This window comes from Siminovitchia sediminis, from assembly GCF_042680885.1.
Lineage (GTDB): Bacteria > Bacillota > Bacilli > Bacillales > Bacillaceae_C > Siminovitchia > Siminovitchia sediminis.
The window spans coordinates 1-14,459 of the sequence record NZ_JBHUEO010000113.1 but is presented as its reverse complement, the minus strand read 5'-3'; the positions used below and the strand labels follow the sequence as shown (position 1 = coordinate 14,459).

The window sequence follows — 14,459 nt, the reverse complement described above, 5'->3', positions numbered from 1 at the left end:
ACGGAGTTTTGAGCCACTTAATGCGGACGTTTGAGCCAGTAACTGCGAAGGAGAGATCCACAACCGTTGTTCTGCCATAATTAGCGCGAATACTATTACCCGCCACCATTGACTTAACTTTTGTCCGTGTTGAGGAACAATCGCAGGTCTGGTATAAATAATGCCAAATAGGCACACCCGCTCAAGAATGATAACACGGACAATCCGATTCTAAACATTCGTTGGCGGGGCCCCGACCCCTTCCAGCAAATGCAAAGAATCGGGCGTTACAGTAAATGGCAAGCAGCTTGGCTGTGGCTCTGACTCTCTTCTTTAAAGAGCGTTTGTACCATTAATGGCTCTCAACTCCGCAAATGATTGAAGCTAGTATAAAAAGTGGACACTCCAATTGAGCCATGTTTAATCGAATACAAAGCTGAAAAGGGCGTGTTCACTATGGCGGAAAAACACAAGAGTTATAGCGTCGAGTTTAGAGAATATGTAACTAAGATGGTCGTACTTGACGGACACAAAATAACAGAAATGAGCAAGTAGCTGAACATTCCTTATGGTACTTTAAAGAGATGGGTGCAGGAGTACCGGAAGAAACAGAAGGAAGCGGAGAAGGAGAGCCAAAACCAGCTATTGACCGCCACAGAATATAAAGAGTTGTACGAGAAAGAGCGACAAGCTAGGCTTGAAATGGAAGAGGAGAACGAGATATAAAAAAAGGCTATGCACATCTTCACGCAAGCAAAAGAGTAAAATTTGCGTTTATCTATGAACACCGCATGGAACACACCATATCGAAGATGTGCCGGGTCCTTAGTGTGTCAACATCCGGTTATTATAGCTATGTCAAGAGAATGGACCGGGAAGAAACGGAACGTGAGGCGTTTAACCGGCATTTGGACGAGCGGATTCTTTTTCATTATCATGATAACCATGGATTTTATGGCAGTCCCCGTATCTACAGAAAAATCCGTTACAGGGATAATATAATAGTTTCCGAGAAGAAGGTGACTGACCGAATGAGAGAATTGGATCTTTACGCAAGTCCGCCAAAAAAGTTCAGGTGTACGACCGATTCGGATTATACTCGGCCGACTTTCCCAAATCAATTGGACCAGGAATTTGAGCCGGAGGCACCAAACCAGGTGTAGGCAACAGATATCACCTATATTCATACAGGAGAAGGGTTTTTATATTTAAACCCGGTCATGGACCTATATGGACGCAGGATCATCAGCTACCGAGTGGATGACCATATGGGGCACGAACTCAGTCTGAACGCCTTAAAAGAAGCTCTTGCGCTGCGCCAGCCGGAAGAAGGCTGGATTCATCACTCTGACAGAGGATCACAATATTGTTCTAATGCTTATATAAACACACTAAGGAAAGCTGACGCCCAAATAAGCATGAGTCAAAAAGCAAACCCCTATGACAATGCCTGCATGGAGAGCTTTTTTGCATCTTTAAAAAAGGAATATTTATATAAGCACGTATTCGCGACGAAAAGCTGAGGCCATTTTAGCCATCCAGTTTTACATCAAATTTTATAACGAGAAACGTATGCATTCATCAAACGGCTATTTGAGCCCAATGGAGAAAGCATTGGCCTATGAAAGGAGCCGACAAACAAGGACCGCGAAAGATCAAATACCCTCTACTTAAGGGAACGAAGCGGTTTTTGATTCGTTTTCTTAAGCAGAGGCCTCCAAGCGACTTCGACAGAATCGCGCGGAAGCAAAACGTGGCTCAATTCACGGTCCATCTCTGTCCATTTTATTGACAGAAGTCCATGATGACTCTATTCTCCGCAATCGGTGGCTCAAAACTACGCATAAGTGGCTCATTTCATCCACAATAATCATATATATAGTAAATCTTAGCGCTTAAAACTCTTTTTTTATTAATCTTTCTTAACTTTTATTGCGTCCAACAAATATTTTGCTTTTTTTCTTGAATTAATTACTATTATAATTTTATTTTTTTGAAACCTCATAATACCAATTAATCTCGGACGAATATCCTTACGAAAACAGAGTACCTTTTTTACCATAGGGTATGACAGCTCCCACTTTCGTTTATATGCTGATGAAACTACATTGGCCGGTAAACATGTTCGGGAGCCTTTTATATATCTCCAAATAGAACGCTTAACTAGACCCCAAAAAGCAACCCAGGTGGGATAGTCTAAGTAAATAATAATATCAGCCCAATGAATCCTTTCTATTAAAAATCTGTCATAGTAGTTTCCATCGATAATCCCACTGTCGTCATTTAACACATACTTTAATCGTTCGTAAAAAAGGTCTGTAGAAACCCTTTCCCAATTTTCTTCCCAGTTAAGATCATCAAGTGAAGTATAAGAAAGTTTTACTAGCTGTATAAGCTGTTTGGCAAATGTAGTTTTTCCTGTCCCGGGTGACCCTAAAATAATTATCTTTGAATCCTCCCGTATAGCCATTGCAATCCTTTTTAAAGAAGTTTGACTAACATATATAAAGCTCACTTTATTATTTCTCCACTATCTATTGATGCTGATTCCAAAAACGTAATCTTTACCCCTATGAGTTCAAGTTTCTCAAAAAAGTTTTCATACCCTCGTATAATATGATCAACACTTTTTACAATTGTTGTTCCTGAAATAGTTAACGACGCTAGAATCAATACAGCTGCTCCCCTTAATTCATTCGCAGTCAATGTTTTACCTGATTGTAAAAGAATAGAAGGTTTGATTTCTATTAAATTACAATCACGTTTAATATTTGCACCTAGAGCTTTTAAACCTTCAATATATTTAAAACGGTCTCTCCAAACATACTCTTCTATTGTAGAAGTCCCATTTGCTTTTAAAAGCATTAAAGTAAAAAAAGGGTGATGGTCGCTATAAATACCTGTTGAAGTTACTTGGATGTTTTGAGCTATAATTTCTTCGACCGGTTCAACAAAGACAGAAGAGTTCCCCCACTTAAGCTTTATCCCCATCGCTTCAAGTAATTCCAGTTCAGCATAAAGTCCTTTTTTAGCCCGCTCTACAGTTACACCTTTAAGTTGGAGCGGAATCCTAGTGTGAACACTTAACGCTATAAATGTAAACATTTCACTAATGTCTGACATCAAATTATATGTACAAGGGAAGGTTGATATTGGAATGGTTATATTAATTTCTTTTTTGTTGAATTCTACTATGTATCCACATTTTTTTAAAAAAAGCAGTAATTCTACTACATCAGGTTTCATATAAGGATTTAGAATCCTTGTTGTTCCTTCTTTACATCCCATTGCACATAAAATAGCTGTTTTAGTAGCACCCGAAACATATGGTCCATTTGGAGAAATAGGATTGTCTGAATAACTTAATATGTCGATTGTAGTTGGACGATATTGTTCACATTGGCCCTTGATCCATTCCCCATCTTTAAAAAACTCTGCTCCAAACGATTCCATAACAGATAACATATGTTCTATTGGACGCTCCCCTTTATCGTTTTCATTGCCAATTTGACATCCCCCTGCTTTAAAAAATTCTACCTTTCCTAAACGGGCTAACAAGGCTGGTAAAAAATATAAGGAGCCATGAATTTGTTTACTTAAATTGGGTGGAACTTTACTTTTAACAAGTTTTTGGGTATTGAGGGACAAAACCTGACCTTCAAAATTTGCTTTTCCACCACATTCTTCAACAATTTTCGCTAGAACAACGGTATCTAAAATTTTCGGTGCATTATTGATAATAACTGGATTTTTGTGGATTACTGAAGCTGCAATAAGTTGAACAGCTGCATGCTTATATCCTGATATGTTAATGCTTGCACTTTTTAATTGGCTTTTTTTGATTAATATATCCTTGTACGGAACAAACATGCTATATTCTAGCTCCTTTCTATTTTAAATTCCCTAAAGCAATTTAATACTTTTTCACTCTCGTGTGCACCAGGTACCGTCATACGAAATGCCGTCTTCAAATGCCTATCACCAGGAAAGCTTCGAACCACAATCTTGTGTTGGTATAGCCATTCAATAATTTGATTACAAATCAATGTATTTTGTGCTTGTAATAAAAGAAAATTAGTCTCTGTCTTAGCGGGCTTTACACCCATATTCAAGCTAACAATGTTTTTCTCCCATTTAGTCCGGGCTTCGATCAATTCGTGTTGCATTTTTTCTATGATTTCAATTCTATTTATACAATAGTCAAGAAACTCTAATGCAAACCGATTTATAGGATTATTAGTACGCCATTTTTTTAAGTAACTAATTATTCGTTCATTTGAAAAAACAGCACCTATACGAAACCCGGCTAATCCCATAGACTTTGAAAAACTATAAACGAATACAAGGTTTGAGTACTCTTGCAATAATGGAATATAATCTAACTTGCTGAAGGACATATATGCAAGATCAACACAAACCAAATGTCCATGTATTTTTGAAAGATGAACTATTTTTTCAAGTTCCTCAAAACGTAGACTACGGCCAGTCCAGCCATTAGGAGTCGTCACCACAACGAGAGATTGAGAGGAGGCTTTGATGGTCGTTAATAAATCTTGTAAAAAAGAATCGGAATCAAAATACCATTCAATAGGTGTTATCTGAATATTATTTAATTGCCCGTATACCGTATAGTTTTCATAGTTAGGAGTTTGTATAATCATTTTTTTTGTCTTTCCAGCAAGGGCTTGGATTATTGTTTTAATAGCATCATCGGATCCGGCAGATAATAGCACCGATTCAGCTGGCAATCCAAAATGTTGAGCCACTTTTTTTTCAACATCATGAGGGTATGGGTAAGCAAAAATGTCGCTGACCGACTTTTTCAGGATAAACTCTTTAAATAAATCTGTTACTTTTTCGTTTCTAAGTTCATTACTTGAAAGATTAATAACCTTACGGTAATCGCTCTTCCGGTAAGGTAAAACACTATCAATATGTTCCAAAAAATGGTGTTTAATATCAAAATTTGAAACTCTCTTATTTTCTACTTGCATATGCATCTACTCCAAACTTTTTTTTATACCCGTGATCTCTCTCCAATTAAATCCTATTGTATTAAAATAGTTTTCCACTCCTCCATAAATAGACTTTATGCTTCGGTCAAATAATTTTATGGTTGTTGGTATAGCCTCAATCCTCTTGGCATATTCTAAAGGTGTCAGCCCACGTTTCTGCCAACTTTTTTTAAAAAAGTCTAGCTTTTGGTTAATATAATAGGAGCTTAAGACGTAATCCTTTACTTTATCATCGATTGATTTACCTGCCATTGACAACAGCAAGTAAGATACAATACCAGTCCGATCTTTGCCAGCATGACATCCGAATACGAAATTCCGAAAATTTAAGTGATACAAAAGTTCTGTAAATAAGATATAAAGTTCAGACTGATTGTACGCCAGTATTTGTTCATAATATTGTACATAATCTTCAGGAAGAAGGATTTTTTTTGTTCGGAACCTTGATGGGAAGTTTCCTAGCGGAAGAGAAACTAGTTTTAAATCGTACCAGCTACATAATTCTTCAATATTATCATTTTTATATTCTTGATGGGTACGTAAATCATATAAATGAGTTATTCCAATCTTTTCTCTCAATAGAGAAAGAGAACTTTTATTTAACTGGTTGAAATTCCCCGATCGATAAATATGACGTGAATAATCCATACCGTGAGGCAGCCGAAAGTTTAAGGCACATGTAGAAATATTTAAAATAATATCGTCCACTAAAATCACCTTTAATATTTAGTAAGGTACAAGGGTTGTCGCTTTCTATTGTAATATTGAGAAGAAGTCAGAGCGTCATCAAATTTTCCTTTAGTCATTGCGTATAATAAATCGGTGACAGCATCCTTGGTAGTTTTTTTTGGATGAAAGCCAATTATTTTTTGTAATTTTTTGGAGCTAACTTGATAGGACCGTTTATCTTCTCCTTTTATTATATTTATATCTACATCTTCACCTACCAAAGTTGCAATAGAACATGCAATATCTCTTATTTTTTGGTTTTCAAATGCAACGTTAAAGATCTGGCCATTTATCTGGTGAGCAGGAAGTTCAATTAACTTTAAATATAAGTCCACTAAGTCTAAGATGTTCACCCCTGGACGAATCCGATATGGTCCACTAACGTTTATCTCATGTTTAAAATAAGCTTCTTTTACAATACTATTTACAAGTAAATCAAACCGCTGTCTTAATGAGACTCCACAAACTGTAGCCGGTCGAAGAATTGTACAGCATAGAGAATTACTTCGGTTTTTAAGAATAATTTCCTCACACCTTGCTTTACATTCAGCATAGATTGTTAAAGGGTGTACAATGCTTTCTTCAGTTACGATTTTTTCTGTAGCGTTTCCATAAACGCTACATGAGGATGGGTAGAACAACTTTTTTACGCCCATATCATTACACATGTTGACTAAAGACTCTACAGCTTCTACGTTAATTTGGTATCCAATTTCTGGCTCTAAGCCCTCACCTGGATCATTAGATACTCCGGCTAAATGAAAAACCACATCAACATCAAAAAGCAGCGAAACTAGCTTTGAATCTCGTATGTCCATTTTATAAACCTCTAATAGAGGATGTTTAGGGAGAATTTCTCGTCCATAAATCATCAAATCAACTACTTTTACTCTATAACCTTTGTTTAAGAGCGCCATAACTAACATTGATCCTGTATAACCGGCTCCTCCCGATACTAAGATTGTTGGACCCAACAAAAAATCCTCCTCCCTTAATCATTCCAAAAAACTATTTGTAAGCTTTTCCTTTGCCATTTTTCACCTAAAACAGGGCTAACCGAATGCCAGGAATTCTCACTTGTCACTAGCAAAACAGAGTTGTCTATCACAGGAATAATGGTACGGAAAATAGGATAACTTTTTTCTTCAAGATGAAGATGTAAACAGCCCCCTCTTCGTTCTTGCCAAGAATCTTCCATATAAATTAAATGAGTAACAACTTTTTCTGGCTTATCTGTATGTGGTGACAAAAAACATCGTTCATCATATTGCCAAAAAGAGGCGCCGATTTTACAATTTTTTAATTTTTTTTTGGTAATTTCACTGATCATATCACGGTAAAGTGAGGAAGTAAGATCACTATAAAGATCTTCCCAGATTGGACTTAATCCATCCAAGTTTGCTTGACCATCCTGCTCATTAATAAAGGTTCGATGGTTCATTTGGTAACTTTTTCCCTCAGATGTTTTTTTTACCGTCTTAAACCCATCCTCTGGAAACTCTTTAATTAACTCATTCCGATATTGCAATTGGACAGGAGAGGAAACTATTCCATAGGAGAATGGCTTATTATAAAACTTGGTTTTTTCAAATTGTTTTTCGTTCAAGATAGAGAACACCATATAAACTCCCTTCTTTAGTAATCAAAAAAATTTAAAGTTTCTGTTATATTAGATGCATAATTTATGCGTTGCATACAATGTAGTTTTATATAATTATTATTATCTAAATATATGCTCTTAAGCATATTCTCTTCAATTACTTTAAGCGGGACACAGAGCCTTTCTTCTAAAAGGGGGCGGTATTCTCTTTTTATTTCAACTCTTCCGTCATAAATTTGTAACAGCCCTGTTAACCCATACCGAACTAAATAAGAAATAAAGGGATCTACTTGGCGGTCAACATAAATTAAGTTAAGATTAGCTTGAAATCCACCCATAATGTCGCTTTTCCAATTGTCTCCCACCATCCATGTTTGATCTGGACTGACACCGCTTTTAACGATTGCCGTTTGAAAAAACTTTAAATCGGGCTTCTTCACCCCCATTCTACAAGAAAAATACTCTGCTTTAATCCAATGTGATAAACAGCTGTGAAGGGATAAAATTTCCTTATAAGGGCTAATCAAATTGGAAAGAATAAAGACTGCATAACCCCTATTGTAAAGCGTTTTTAACAGTTCATGTACCCCTTCATATAATCTAGTGTTTTTAATAATAAATTTAATGAAGTCTTTCGTAAAATCTTTTGTATATTTACTTAGTTTTTTTGAAGTTTGGGCTATTCTTTCCGAGAAATTAAACATTTCTTCTATATTATCAAAATCATTTACAAGTAATTCATCTCTTAAAATGGTAAGATTTATGTCTAACTCATCCGCTACTAACGCAAAAGAAAATCCCGATTTAAGCCATTTAGAAGGCTCTCCTTGAATATTCGCCCCCCGGTTTTTCAACCACTCTTCAATATCCTCTTTGGAAGGGGGGCTAACCAAAGTTTCGAAAAGGTCAAAAAATATAGCTTTTTGACAGCAATTTTTTTTATTCATAGTGATATCTGTTCATTTTTTGGTATTTTTTTCATAATTTGCGTTGGTGAGTATCCCTTACCGAAGAACATTTGATAAAACTCTATCGCATCATTTTCATCTACTATCCCGTCCACAAACAATTGTCGGTTAAATGAACTAATCATATCTTCGTCCATTTCTTCATCCATTAAATTATAAGGGGTATAAATAGTTGGCCGAACCCTTGCTTTTTTATCTATGATTCGTTGAATTGTATACCGTGCTCCTTCAACTGACTCGCCAGGTAATCCTAGGATCACGAAGCAATTTAATTCGATTCCATGTTTCAAACACCAGTTTGCCACAGATTCAAACTTTTCCTCAGCTTCTCGCTTGATTCTAGGTAAACTGTCTCCGGCTGCAGGGTCCAAAGTTTCTATACCAATACTTATACGAAAACACCCGCTCCGGGCCATTAACTCTATCAATTGTTCATCTAAATGGTAGGTAGTAGTAACACATTTCCACGGGTAATTCCTTTCTCTTTTTATTAGTTCGCTACAAAATTCTAGAACCCACCTTCGCTTTAAAGTGAAAGTCGGTGCATAAAATGTTACATAATCAAAAGGTAATTTTTCAAAAGAATCTTCTATATATGATAAAACTTGCTGAACTGGAAGTCTTCGTTCCCGCAAGCCTTGCAATTTTGACACATCACAAAATTCACAGCCTATAGGGCACCCTCTTGCTAAAGGTACAACTAATTCACGTCGTTCTGGAATCCCGCAAAACTTGTTCTGATCTCTTCTATACATAAAATCATAGTGTTCATAAGGTATTTCTTGAATATTAGGCAAAGCCCATTCGTCCGCTTCTAAGAACGTTCCGGGAATATATTCTTCTGTCCATTGTTCCTCATTGCGGACGTACACCCCAGGTGGATTGTTTTCTGAATTGCTGTTTAAATACTGGATATAAGCTGCTACTCCGGCTTCATTATCTCCCGAATGTACAATCGCATCGAGGTCAAACTTTTTAAAGAAATTTGGCACCTGTTTACTTAAACGGCCAAATGTGATAATTTTTGTTTTTGGAGATAAGGTTCGAATGTATTTTATAAAGCGCTTCAAATCATCAATGGCATCAAAGTCGTTCATAATTGCAATTAAATCATATTCTCCTTGGACTAAATAGTCTGAAATGTCTTTCCAAGTTAAATTTAAAACGCCGGCATCTAGGCAATTAACCTCTTCCACAAAAGGCAGGTTCCGCAAATAAGCACCCACTTGAAAGATTGGTAGATGATGACCAGCATTAAAATAACTAGGGACATGGGGAGGCCATACTGATAAAATTTTCATTTCTATCTCATCCTCTCTTTTTTATTCTTTTGTAAGAAAAAAATCCATTGCTTTATAGCCATAGTGGCATAGCAGCCTGATGGTAAGTAGAATGACACTGTCATTTTTAAAGAGTCTGAATAAAGTTCATCTTTATCAACTTTAATATTCTCAATAAACGTTTGTATAACTGTAGGACGAGAGGAGATTCTGTCGAAAATCTTTCCTCCTTCACTTTTATGCTTAATAAACTCTAAGCTTGGATAATGTTTCAAAAGTTCAATTAATTTTTCTTGTTCTTCCAAATAATAAAACGGAATACCCTCATCTAGGGAGGATTTAACTCTATGTTCAAAAACCTCAAAGAGGATCTCACCTAAGCGTTGATTCCATTGAAAAGAAGAAAAAGCATTCATAAAGAATGTTTGTTTTCGGATATCTAAGGTATCGAAGAATGATTTTGCACTTTGGTTAACATCATAATCTGAAGTTTCCTCATTCCCTGAAACCAAAAATAGCTTTAGTGCATTATCATAATCCTTTGATAATAGCTTTTCCCCGATTTTATGGGCCACCTGGGGATAGTTTGGTATTCCAAAACGCTGCGTATCATAGTAGTTTAGAAAAAAAAGTTGTGTTTTCTGTAAATTTCGCAATTCATTGACAATCTCTTTTGATAACATTCGCACCGTTATCTGAAATGTATTTCCAAGAAGATTTCCAATTTGGATTGGTAGCTCTCCACGCCCTTTATATTGTAAATAAATGTATTTTTGTTTATCTTTTGCGCATAGTTCATAAAGCTCTGTGACTATTTCAGATGGTATCTCCTCGGTTAATGAAATAATTTGTTCAGTAATTCCATCCTCATCTTTTAAACCGGCGTAACCTATATTCTCTTTATTAATACCTGTAATATTTGAAAGGATCCTTATTGCATCAAATGTGGAATAGCCACATTTCTGCATAGTGTAATAATAATAATAATGATTTTCGATACAGCTCTGATGAGGTAAGGTGGAACATTCAGTTACAATAAAATCATTGGGGATCTTTTTTAATTTTGCATTTCTCATTGTTCTATCACCCCTTCATTGACTTTGTAAAGTCCAGAAAGAAAAGCAAATAGCAATACTGGAGAGTATACCATTGCTGCAAGCAGCAAAGACCACTGAGCTCCAACCTTAATTAATAAATATCCACCAATTAGTTGTCCTAACGGTTGTACACTAAAAACAATCGTTCTAAATGTAGCATTTACCCTTCCCTGTAATTCTTCTGGCACCATTGTTTGGCGTAGTGTAATAATGGCAATGTTAACAACGGCTGTCGCACCATATACAAAAGTTAAACAAACAAGTAAATAAACCATAGTGGGGACAAATGGGACAAAAAACCGAGATATAACTTCTACCAATATGGTAGCCACAATTAATTTACCAAAGGGAATTTTAACTACCCATTTTCCTGCTAAAAGCGAACCTGCTAGCCCTCCCAACGAAGCAATCCCATATAGAAAACCAAGTAATTCTGGTGTTGCACCAAGTTCTTCTTTAGCAAAGACTAAAGTGTATAATGAGTAAGGAGCTACTATTAAATTCATAAAAGTTATAATTATCAACATGGAACGGATTGTTCGCTCTTTCCACAAATATTTAAACCCTTGAGTTATAAGCTTTTTGACTTCTTTTTCAACTTTTGGTTTAGTCTTACAATTCGTTTTATGTTCTAAGGATATTAGGGATAGTAAAATGAAAGACACAAGATAACTTAAGGCATCTAACCCTATTGTATTTAAACCGCCTATGAGGGTGTACAAAACTCCTCCTACTGAAGGTCCAATAAGATTCATTAAGTTGGAAGCTCCATAAGTATAACTATTTGCTTTCCCCAGTAATTTTTTTTCAACTAGATTTGGTAAAATAGAAACCTCTGCAATACTATGAAATACCATTCCAATGCCTGACACTAACCCTACAATATATATATGGAAAATATGGACTGCATCAAACCAGCCCGCAACTGTTAAACTACTAAAAGAGAAAAAACGAAGTAAATCGCATATAAGCATAACTTTTTTACGGTCCCACTTATCTAAATATACGCCAGCTGGTAATCCAATTATGGCATAAGGTGCTATCATTAATGCCGAAACCACTGAAACTTGAAAGGCTGATCCCGTCATATCCAGAATCATTAAAGGTAAAACTAGTAAGGTAATACTGCTTCCGAGATTTGAAATAGATTGACCTAACCAGAAATAAAGAAAATTTTTATTAAGGATGATAGAAGTTTCTTTCTTCTTATTGGTCATATTCTACAGCCACTCTTCCCCTAAAATAAACCAGTTCCATACCTTTCCCTATCCATATAAGTCTAAAGGTATGCAAATCATAACCAATATCTTTTGGGAATTTGAACGAGAAAATAAAATCCTCACTATTCATAGTTCCTTGTTTCACCATACTTACTACTGTTTTCCCTTTGGTTTTATCAATTAAATTAAAGACTAAAATGCCATCTTCTTTTTTCTTAACATTGGTTGGCTTAATAGTAATATGAAATTGTTCACCAGGTTTTGCAATTTTCTTAAAGCACAAATTAAAATGTGGAGAATCCGGGCTATATTCTTTCACGGGTCCGCAAACAGGACATTCTAGGGCAATTCTTTTTTCGCCAAGGCCAAAAGGCTGGTACCATGTCTGAATCATAATAGAATGACAGCGAATACACTTGCCCTCTTGCAGTATGTTGAGCTTATAGTGATAATGGTGTAATGACTGAAACAAACTTTGATATAGAGAGTGATGAACCAACAGAGCAAACGCTTGACACATTTGTTCTAACAAATCATTAATTTCCTTTTTAAATTTTGTAAAATATTCATTCTGCCAATAACACTCTTGGCGAAATGTTTCTAATAAAACATTAGTTTCATAAGCTACCCTAGTTAACTTATCATGGATGTTTTGTAATTTAATCCATATTTTCGTTAATGTATTATTATTTTTTATTTCATCATTCAAGTATGAGTCGATTGCATATTGTATCGTTTTTAACCAATATAATTTTGCTAATAAATTATTTACCTGCTTTTTTTCTTTTTGAAAACTCTCCGTATAATCGATAATTTGTCCATTTGCACCATTTGGAAGCCCTACTAGAATTAAAGTGTCTCTTCCTCTTTTCCCCCAAAAAGTCCCATTCTCTTTATCCTTAACCTTTACTCCAACTATTCGATTAGTTAATTGTTTTAAATCAATTTGGATAATAGGTTTCTTACTATTAAATTCTCCCAACCCTATTTGGTTGTCTATATTTTCATTAGTTGTTTTTTCTAAAAAAGGGTCACCAAAAAAAACATATGGACAAAAAGATTCCTGTAGTAAACGGATATCATTTTTAATCTTTACAATTTGAACTAATGTGGTATCGGCCTCTAATAATTTTAATAAGAATGGAATGGCTTCTTGATTATAAGACAGCGCTTTCAATGTGCTAACACACGCCCTCGGATAGCCTTCCGCCATACTAAGTATATAGCTCAAATTTGTAGGGTATAGGTCAGATGCCACCACAAACCCATGACATGATAACAAAATGGTATTTTCCGCCTTTAAATCATAAATCGGCATTGTATCTATATTTATGTTTTGAACCTTCTTGCATTTCCCTTCCTTACATCCATGAACATTTATTCCTTCTGGATTTTGTTCTTCTCTACTAGTAAGTCCACATAAATATAAATGCTCCAGACTCACATGCGCACCTTCGCCATGAGCGTGAAAAATTAAATTTCTCCATGCCTTTTTATAAATAAAGGATCTAATATTATTAACATCGAATTCACGTTTAACAAATTCACTACTTATAAGAAACTTATGAATTGCATCTATACCACCGTTATAATTACATTTCCTCTCTTTGGCCAACATTTTTGCTAAAACAAAGGATAATCCTGCCTTATCAATAGAAGTAATTATACCCAGACTCGTTTTACTTTCTTTTAGTGATATGTAGTTATTAATTTCAATTAGATTTCTAACTGAGAGTATTTTAGGCGGTGCTATCAACAGCAAGGTAGACAGATTATTATATTGGATCAATGTTAGAAAGTTTTCAAAAGAATTAATTAACAAGAGTGGACGTTCTGTAATTTTCGAATAATAAATTGCTGGAGATAAAAATAGTTCACCAATAACTACAACTAAGTCAGTTAATTTAGTTTTTAAGGCTTCATTAATATCCTTAAGTGTAAAATAGTAATATGTTGTGTTAGTATTTCTATTTTCCGAACGGATTTGCTTATTAACTTCATTGAAGCCATACCATGTTAGAACAGATTTCCACCTTTTTCTTCTAATTGGATCTTTTGGTTTGATAACAGGGACTATACCTTTTTCTATAGAAGGAATTATTCTGTTGGGGATATCCTCCACCCAGCTAAACTTCAACAATAGTTATCCTCCTAAATTTATTTGGGGATAAAGGCAAAAATTAAAATCTACAAAAAATAAAGGTGAATATTAAAGTTCTGCGAATCTGGGAGGATCAGCAAATAATTTTAAACTGTCAGTTAATTCTCCCGACTCCTTCTCTAGCTCTTGTTCCGTTTGAAATACAAGTTCTTCAAGCTCTTGAAAAGTTAATTCTTTCATTTGTAACTCTCCTTTTTTCTGATTTTTTATTAACGCCTTTATCCCCTCACCCATTATGCCGTTCATTCAAAGGATATAGAGACCCTGTTGCGGCAAGTGGATGCTGTATTTTGCAAGAGAAAAATACACAATAGTGCAATCAAAAGTGCATAACTTTGCCAGCCTATTCCGTTAGTGATTCTGTCTTGATAACGCGTGAGTCATTCGGTAGCTTTCTCCAGTGAAACTTA

The 14,459-nt window shown here is 35.3% G+C and carries 14 protein-coding genes; 2 read left to right on the top strand and 12 right to left on the bottom strand.

The annotated features are described in order from the left end of the window. The first annotated feature begins 809 nt into the window (after positions 1-809). Both ACFSCZ_RS18035 and ACFSCZ_RS18030 read left to right on the top strand, forming a co-directional pair. Positions 810-1,142: an IS3 family transposase gene (locus ACFSCZ_RS18035; protein ID WP_380775973.1), complete on the top strand. Its 333-nt coding sequence runs from the start codon at positions 810-812 to the stop codon at positions 1,140-1,142. A gap of 9 nt (positions 1,143-1,151) precedes the next feature. Continuing rightward, positions 1,152-1,502 carry a transposase gene (locus ACFSCZ_RS18030; protein WP_380776258.1) on the top strand — a complete coding sequence of 117 codons (351 nt, stop codon included), beginning with the start codon at positions 1,152-1,154 and terminating at the stop codon, positions 1,500-1,502. A 389-nt stretch (positions 1,503-1,891) separates the two neighbouring features. Here the strand turns inward: ACFSCZ_RS18030 and ACFSCZ_RS18025 are convergent, their stop codons facing one another. From ACFSCZ_RS18025 to ACFSCZ_RS17970, 12 genes are all read right to left on the bottom strand, one after another. After that, positions 1,892-2,494: a P-loop NTPase family protein gene (locus ACFSCZ_RS18025; RefSeq protein WP_380775970.1), complete on the bottom strand. Its 603-nt coding sequence runs from the start codon at positions 2,492-2,494 to the stop codon at positions 1,892-1,894. Then, positions 2,491-3,849: a hypothetical protein gene (locus ACFSCZ_RS18020; protein WP_380775967.1), complete on the bottom strand. Its 1,359-nt coding sequence runs from the start codon at positions 3,847-3,849 to the stop codon at positions 2,491-2,493. Before ACFSCZ_RS18020 ends, ACFSCZ_RS18025 begins: the two co-directional genes overlap by 4 nt. Before the next feature lie 8 nt (positions 3,850-3,857). Continuing rightward, entirely contained in the window at positions 3,858-4,973 is a 1,116-nt protein-coding gene (locus ACFSCZ_RS18015) for a pyridoxal phosphate-dependent aminotransferase (protein WP_380775964.1), read from the bottom strand. A 6-nt stretch (positions 4,974-4,979) separates the two neighbouring features. Beyond that, complete coding sequence (locus tag ACFSCZ_RS18010; RefSeq protein ID WP_380775961.1) at positions 4,980-5,702, bottom strand: tyrosine-protein phosphatase; 723 nt, start codon at positions 5,700-5,702, stop codon at positions 4,980-4,982. 11 nt (positions 5,703-5,713) lie between these two features. Next, positions 5,714-6,697 (bottom strand): NAD-dependent epimerase/dehydratase family protein, encoded by a 984-nt coding sequence (locus ACFSCZ_RS18005; RefSeq protein ID WP_380775959.1) that lies wholly within the window; start codon positions 6,695-6,697, stop codon positions 5,714-5,716. Between the two features lie 17 nt (positions 6,698-6,714). Next, a complete protein-coding gene (locus ACFSCZ_RS18000; protein WP_380775956.1) occupies positions 6,715-7,329 on the bottom strand; it encodes a 2OG-Fe(II) oxygenase family protein in 615 nt (204 codons plus the stop codon). 29 nt (positions 7,330-7,358) lie between these two features. Continuing rightward, positions 7,359-8,270 carry an HAD family hydrolase gene (locus tag ACFSCZ_RS17995; RefSeq protein WP_380775953.1) on the bottom strand — a complete coding sequence of 304 codons (912 nt, stop codon included), beginning with the start codon at positions 8,268-8,270 and terminating at the stop codon, positions 7,359-7,361. Then, positions 8,267-9,592, bottom strand: a complete 1,326-nt coding sequence (locus ACFSCZ_RS17990) for a B12-binding domain-containing radical SAM protein (protein WP_380775950.1) — start codon at positions 9,590-9,592, stop codon at positions 8,267-8,269. The genes ACFSCZ_RS17995 and ACFSCZ_RS17990 overlap by 4 nt, the downstream gene beginning before the upstream one ends. A 2-nt stretch (positions 9,593-9,594) precedes the next feature. Further along, positions 9,595-10,647, bottom strand: coding sequence for a tRNA pseudouridine(13) synthase TruD (truD, locus tag ACFSCZ_RS17985; protein ID WP_380775947.1), 1,053 nt, complete (start codon positions 10,645-10,647; stop codon positions 9,595-9,597). Next, positions 10,644-11,885, bottom strand: coding sequence for an MFS transporter (locus ACFSCZ_RS17980; RefSeq protein ID WP_380775944.1), 1,242 nt, complete (start codon positions 11,883-11,885; stop codon positions 10,644-10,646). The genes truD and ACFSCZ_RS17980 overlap by 4 nt, the downstream gene beginning before the upstream one ends. Further along, positions 11,875-14,028 carry a hypothetical protein gene (locus tag ACFSCZ_RS17975; RefSeq protein WP_380775941.1) on the bottom strand — a complete coding sequence of 718 codons (2,154 nt, stop codon included), beginning with the start codon at positions 14,026-14,028 and terminating at the stop codon, positions 11,875-11,877. The genes ACFSCZ_RS17980 and ACFSCZ_RS17975 overlap by 11 nt, the downstream gene beginning before the upstream one ends. Before the next feature lie 69 nt (positions 14,029-14,097). Then, the gene (locus tag ACFSCZ_RS17970; protein ID WP_380775938.1) at positions 14,098-14,229 is read right to left on the bottom strand and encodes a hypothetical protein; all 132 of its coding nucleotides are present in this window, start codon (positions 14,227-14,229) and stop codon (positions 14,098-14,100) included. Positions 14,230-14,459: the final 230 nt, after the last annotated feature.

Excerpts from the sequence above, each read along its gene's own strand:
- ACFSCZ_RS18020 (WP_380775967.1), bottom strand. The coding sequence starts at position 3,849 with ATGTTTGTTCCGTACAAGGATATATTAATCAAAAAAAGCCAATTAAAA.
- ACFSCZ_RS17980 (WP_380775944.1), bottom strand. The coding sequence starts at position 11,885 with ATGACCAATAAGAAGAAAGAAACTTCTATCATCCTTAATAAAAATTTT.
- ACFSCZ_RS17970 (WP_380775938.1), bottom strand. The coding sequence starts at position 14,229 with ATGAAAGAATTAACTTTTCAAGAGCTTGAAGAACTTGTATTTCAAACG.
- ACFSCZ_RS18015 (WP_380775964.1), bottom strand. The coding sequence starts at position 4,973 with ATGCAAGTAGAAAATAAGAGAGTTTCAAATTTTGATATTAAACACCAT.
- ACFSCZ_RS17990 (WP_380775950.1), bottom strand. The coding sequence starts at position 9,592 with ATGAAAATTTTATCAGTATGGCCTCCCCATGTCCCTAGTTATTTTAAT.
- ACFSCZ_RS17995 (WP_380775953.1), bottom strand. The coding sequence starts at position 8,270 with ATGAATAAAAAAAATTGCTGTCAAAAAGCTATATTTTTTGACCTTTTC.
- truD (WP_380775947.1), bottom strand. The coding sequence starts at position 10,647 with ATGAGAAATGCAAAATTAAAAAAGATCCCCAATGATTTTATTGTAACT.